The organism is Alcanivorax sp. P2S70, assembly GCF_000475295.1.
Taxonomy (GTDB): Bacteria; Pseudomonadota; Gammaproteobacteria; order Pseudomonadales; family Alcanivoracaceae; genus Alcanivorax; species Alcanivorax profundi.
Window position 1 is genome coordinate 1 of the sequence record NZ_AXBZ01000059.1, and the last position, 5,470, is coordinate 5,470.

The window sequence follows — 5,470 nt, forward strand, 5'->3', positions numbered from 1 at the left end:
GGTTTTACCATGGTCAACGTGGCCAATGGTGCCTACGTTTACGTGCGGTTTATTACGTTCAAACTTTTCCTTTGCCACGACTCTTCACCTCTCAACTTGGCTGCGCTTTCTCGCCATATGGCGTACATACAACCGAAAAGACACATTTAAGGACTGCATTAAGAAAACACAGACCGCCTTGGCACCAGCAAGACACATGAAGCCGGGCCCAGGATATACCTGGGCCCGGAAATTGGAGCTCATAACCGGATTTGAACCGGTGACCTCACCCTTACCAAGGGTGTGCTCTACCTACTGAGCTATATGAGCATAACCTTCATGCCGCTTGCAGCGACCAAACCTTACCGGAACTGGAGCGGGCAGCGGGAATCGAACCCGCATCATCAGCTTGGAAGGCTGAGGTTCTACCATTGAACTATGCCCGCAAACCTTCCGATGCCTTGCCAGCCTTCCGGCTTGCAGATCGTAACCGATCTACGCTTAATCTGGTGGAGGGGGGAGGATTCGAACCTCCGAAGCTTTCGCGTCAGATTTACAGTCTGATCCCTTTGGCCACTCGGGAACCCCTCCAGAAAAGGGCCTACATTCTCTTTACGCACCAACAACTTGTCAACCGATTTTCAAGTAGTTAGCGACCTTAATAAGCTGGAGCTGGCGAGAGGAGTCGAACCCCCGACCGGCTGATTACAAATCAGCTGCTCTACCAACTGAGCTACGCCAGCTCACAAGGGTTGCGAATTCTATAGAAAGGATATGTGGGGCGCAATCCAATTAGAGACCGAACGCTCAATAATTGCTCACCAAATCACTGGCAAGCAACCCTGTCCAGTTTAAGCGACTGATTTGCCTGAAGAAAAACAACCACCCCTTCTTTTCCTTCCGGCTCAGGATCGGAAAGATAAACCCAATACTCTGTCACCGGGCGCGATGTTTCCCGCACAAATGCCGGATACCCCGCATTGCGCATCTTCACCCGCAACCCTTCTGCAGACTCTTCACTGGAGAAATAGCCCAGTGAGATAGCATTTGCATCATCACCCTCTTTGACGATAAAGCTGTCAACTCCGCGATCCTGCAGTTCGTGCAGCACCGACAGCGCCCTGTCACGATCAGCGTAGGGAGGCAGGTACACCCAGCTGAGCCGGTCTTTCTCCACGGTCAAGGAGCGCACCATCCCTGCCACACCAGAAGCTTTCAGCTGCACAGCCCCCGCCCTGGCCGCCTCCATGCTTTCCCAGGGCCCAATAACAGGACAAAGCGTTCCCCGGGCAGCAGCCCGAGCCCCCCCGCGCGGAGGCTGGGGGCTTTCTGATAACAACACGAGAGAATCATCAAAGGCCATACTTGAAGGGGCGCGCAGAGAAATCTGCGGTTGCCGGGTCACCGTTTTTGTCAACTGGACGCCAAGGTAAACAAGGTTTACCACGAACAAACTATAGAATATCCACCGCACAGACCTGCCCCCAACTTATTGTTCTTCGCCAGCCACAAACTCCAGGCCGTCCAGCACCAGATCCGGCATATGCTCAAAATCAAATGCAAATGCCTCCAAGAGCTCCGGCCCATCACCACCGGTCACCAGCACTTTGCAAGTATCATCAAGCACTTGGCGCAGTTCAACCACCACCTCCGTGACGAAGGCCACAGACATACGCAACAATCCATTATGGACGCACTGCCCAGTAGACTTGCCCAAGCCCAATGAAGACGCTCCCGGCTCTATATGCACATCAGCAGTATCTCGCAGCAAGGCCCCGCGCAACATGCCCAGACCAGGAACGATATACCCCCCCATAAAGTGCCCATGAGCATCAACCGCATCGATTGTTAACGCGCTACCACAGTCGACAATAATGCAGGGGCCAAAACGGCGGAATCCTTCAATCATGGCGACCCAACGGTCAACACCCAGCCGAACAGGCTCTGGATAACAATTGGTCACCCCGTGATGCTCTGCCCGGGAATAATAGAAGCGCGCCTGAACTCCCGTTGCCGCCAGCAGCAATCTCGTCACCTCCGCATCGGCCTCTCTACCTGCTACCGAAGCCACCCATACGGACACCAGCCGCTGGGCAGGCGCCCCGGCCAATAACAACTCGACAACTGGCGCCCAGTCACGACCATGGCGGCAACCGCCCTGCACCACCCCGCCATTAAGCGTGTAGCGCCACTTCATGGCAGTATTGCCAATATCAATAAACAACTTCATTGCAGCCTCAGACTGACTTCCCCACCAAACAATTCACGCACCTGGGTACCATCATCTACCTTGAGTGCGCCTTCGTCAGTGACGCCACAAGCCATCCCGATCAACTCATTATCACCTGATATCACCCTGACCTTCCGACCCAGCACACCATCGAATCGGGCATACAGCGCCGAAAAACCAGCGAACCCCTTCTCGGAGAATAACGGCAAGGCATCAAGCAGCGCATCCAGAATCGCCGCAGCAATGGCCGTTCTGTCGTAATTGCCCTGCATTTCATCAGCCAGCCCCGTCCAGCGCTGATCAATATCTGCCGCCTGCGACGACGTCATCGCCCCGTTCATTCCGATACCGATGACCACATCAACCTGCCCGTCCATTTCGCCAGCAAGCTCTATCAGAATACCCCCTACCTTGCTGCCATTAATGACAAGGTCGTTGGGCCACTTGATGGTGACAGGCAAACACGGATCCAGCGCCACCAGCGCATCGGCAACCACGGCTCCCACCACAAGACTCAGCCCGCCAAGGGTTGAAAACCCTCCGGCCGCACTATAACGCAGGGAAAGATAGATATTGGCAGCAAACGGGGACTGCCACTGCCTGCCACGACGACCTCGTCCAGACAACTGGCATTCACTGATAAAGAGGTGGGGAATAGATACCGGGCCCGGCAAGGCCAATGCATCTGCATTGGTGGAATCGGTTACCCAGCTGTAATGGAGGCGGGCACGTTCTGCAACATTTTCGGCCATCCTGTCCACGTCCAGCAGCTGAAGCGGCTGGCTCAACCGGTAACCTTTCCCCTTAATCGACTCCAGCGCGAGCCCGAACTGTTCAAGGCGCTGTATTCGCTTCCAGACTGCAGCCCGTGAAATCCCCAACCTATCCCCTAGTTCGGAACCGGAATGAGATTTTCCATCGGAGAGAAGGCGGATCAGCGTCTGATCCGCCTCTTTCATCAGGCTCAAGCCTCCCAAACCACCCCGCGGGTTTTGCCCCACTGGGCAATCCCGTCAGCGTAGTGCTTTTCGATCTCGTTCCGCTTGAGTTTCAAGGTCGGAGTAATCATGTTGTTTTCCACCGTCCATGCCTCCTTGCAGACCACCAAGGTGGACATACGCTCATGAGGATCAAGCTGCTCATTCACCTGAGCCAGCAGTTTTTCGAGCTCTTTAGTGAAATGCTCCTTCTCAGCTCCGTTGGACAGCTTTTCCTGTTCCTCCGGGGTGATATTAAGCAGTGCGATAGGCTGCGGCATTCCCTGTCCAATCACACAGGCAAGCTCCAATCCAGGCAGAGTGACGATGCGGTTCTCGATTGGCGCCGGAGCAACGTATTTACCCTTTTCGGTCTTGAAGATTTCCTTAACACGACCCGTGATACGCAAGCGGCCTTTTGCGTCAATTTCACCGACATCCCCGGTGTGAAGCCAGCCATCCTCAGTCAGATCTTCTGCGGTTTTCTCAGGCTGCTTGTAGTAACCCTTCATGTTACCCAGGCTACGCACCATGATCTCACCGCCATCACCGATTCGACATTCAACCCCGTCGTTAGGCGTGCCTACCCAGCCGATCTGCTGATCTCCCTCTTCTGTAGTATGAGACCACGCCAGATTTTCTGTCATGCCATATACTTCAAGAATCTCAAGACCCAGCTTCTTGAACCAGGTAATAATATCCGGCGACAACGCCGCGGCGCCTGAAAGTGCGATACGGCATTCATCAAGCCCCATTGCTCCCAGCACTTTCTTCTTGATGATCTTGTTCAGGAAGGGAATCTTGAGCAGCGTGTTCAGCTTCTTGGGTGGTACGGCTTCAGACGCCTTTTGATAAAACTTGGACCAGATGCGCGGAACAGCAAAGAACACCGTCGGCTGGGCACGCTTGATATCCTCACCAAAGGTATCCAGGGACTCAGCAAAGAAAATCTTGTTACCCACATAAAGCACAGCGATTTCTACCGCCACCCGTTCGGCAACGTGGGAAAGCGGCAAGTAGGAAATCATTCTCTCATTCGGCTCAAGGTTGTAAACCTTGATCATCTTCTCACCGACAATGGAGAGCCCCTGAAAATCATGCATCACACCTTTCGGCATACCCGTGGTGCCAGAGGTATAAACAATGGTGGCAAGATCAGCCATGTCAGGGGTATTCACTTCAGTTAGCGGCGCCGTTTCGCGGATAATATCGGACCACTTCGGGAAGGCATTGAGGGCATCTTCAGGCGCCAGACTCAAAGCAATCTGCTTGACCCCATCAGGAACCCCCGCTTTCATCATATCCCAGTCATCAAGCTTGCCGACAAACAGGAATTTGGACTCACTGTGCTCCATGATCTGGCGAACCGTTTCAGCCACCAGTGTTGGGTAAAGAGGGACACTGACACCACCAGCCATCCAGATAGCCACATCGGTGATAATCCACTCAGCACAGTTCTTGGAAACCAGCGCCACATGATCTCCTTTCTCCATACCTTGAGCATGCAGATAGGCAGCAATCCTTCTTGCTTCATCGTCAACGTCTTTCCAGGTGTACTCACGCAGCTCTCCGCCGCCGAGGGGCTGGACAAATGCAACCGCATCACCATGTTGTTGGAGGCGTTGCTCCAGCGCTTGCAACGGATTCATTACACCGGCTTTATTATCTGATGCCATAGTCCTTAACCTTTTCCCAAATCCAAACGACAATAAGAGCCCCTCCCGATGAGAAGGGCGATGCAGGCCAACCCTGCAAATTCCCGAACCAGCCTCCGGCAACACCCCGCCAACACCGGACGAGCCGAACAACACCCGTAGTCACTCCGTATACAACAAGTGCAAATCAGGCCCAACCTTACCACTTTCCTACAACGCAATGGAGCCTTGGAATACAGAAAATAACACCGTGATGGCAGGATTAGAGCACCGTTTTCGTGCATCAGATGCCAACCTGCGTCCAGCAGCGAAATGAAGCCTGTTCACAGGGGCTCCACGGAAGAAATGCCGAGCCACTCTTGCGTTGCTTGTAAGCGCATCCTGTCAGGGAGGGGAGTTCGGGAGCGATGTTCTTGCGGGCTTTCAGGAAATGCTCTCAAACACGGGGAGACGGGCGCACGAAGATGAGCGCTCCTCGCCGTGTAAGAGCCATACCAGCATGGTGATGGGTTGGCCACAGGAGGCAGGCTCCGACGGGCGGCAGTTTTTTGTGTTGGCGTGGGGGCGTGTTTGGGGTTTAGCGTCGGGCATGTTACGTGTTGCGGCTGGCGGCTGGCGTGATTATGGCC

4 protein-coding genes, 4 tRNA genes and 1 pseudogene are annotated in these 5,470 nt (G+C 54.2%); all 9 read right to left on the reverse strand.

The window, feature by feature from the left end:
- Nucleotides 1–78, reverse strand: a pseudogene (locus Q672_RS34175) (GTP-binding protein); the annotation flags it as partial.
- 155 nt (nucleotides 79–233) lie between these two features.
- Nucleotides 234–309: transfer RNA gene (locus Q672_RS31440), tRNA-Thr, on the reverse strand.
- A gap of 42 nt (nucleotides 310–351) precedes the next feature.
- Nucleotides 352–425: transfer RNA gene (locus tag Q672_RS31445), tRNA-Gly, on the reverse strand.
- 61 nt (nucleotides 426–486) lie between these two features.
- Nucleotides 487–570, reverse strand: a tRNA-Tyr gene (locus Q672_RS31450).
- Between the two features lie 76 nt (nucleotides 571–646).
- Nucleotides 647–722, reverse strand: a tRNA-Thr gene (locus tag Q672_RS31455).
- 83 nt (nucleotides 723–805) lie between these two features.
- Nucleotides 806–1,204 (reverse strand): SPOR domain-containing protein, encoded by a 399-nt coding sequence (locus Q672_RS34360; protein ID WP_233552511.1) that lies wholly within the window; start codon nucleotides 1,202–1,204, stop codon nucleotides 806–808.
- 264 nt (nucleotides 1,205–1,468) lie between these two features.
- The gene (locus Q672_RS31460; protein WP_022986513.1) at nucleotides 1,469–2,209 is read right to left on the reverse strand and encodes a type III pantothenate kinase; all 741 of its coding nucleotides are present in this window, start codon (nucleotides 2,207–2,209) and stop codon (nucleotides 1,469–1,471) included.
- On the reverse strand, nucleotides 2,206–3,168 hold the full coding sequence (locus Q672_RS31465; RefSeq protein ID WP_022986514.1) for a biotin--[acetyl-CoA-carboxylase] ligase: 963 nt from the start codon (nucleotides 3,166–3,168) through the stop codon (nucleotides 2,206–2,208). The genes Q672_RS31460 and Q672_RS31465 overlap by 4 nt, the downstream gene beginning before the upstream one ends.
- 5 nt (nucleotides 3,169–3,173) lie before the next feature.
- Nucleotides 3,174–4,862, reverse strand: coding sequence for an AMP-binding protein (locus tag Q672_RS31470; protein WP_031226986.1), 1,689 nt, complete (start codon nucleotides 4,860–4,862; stop codon nucleotides 3,174–3,176).
- Between the last annotated feature and the right edge of the window lie 608 nt (nucleotides 4,863–5,470).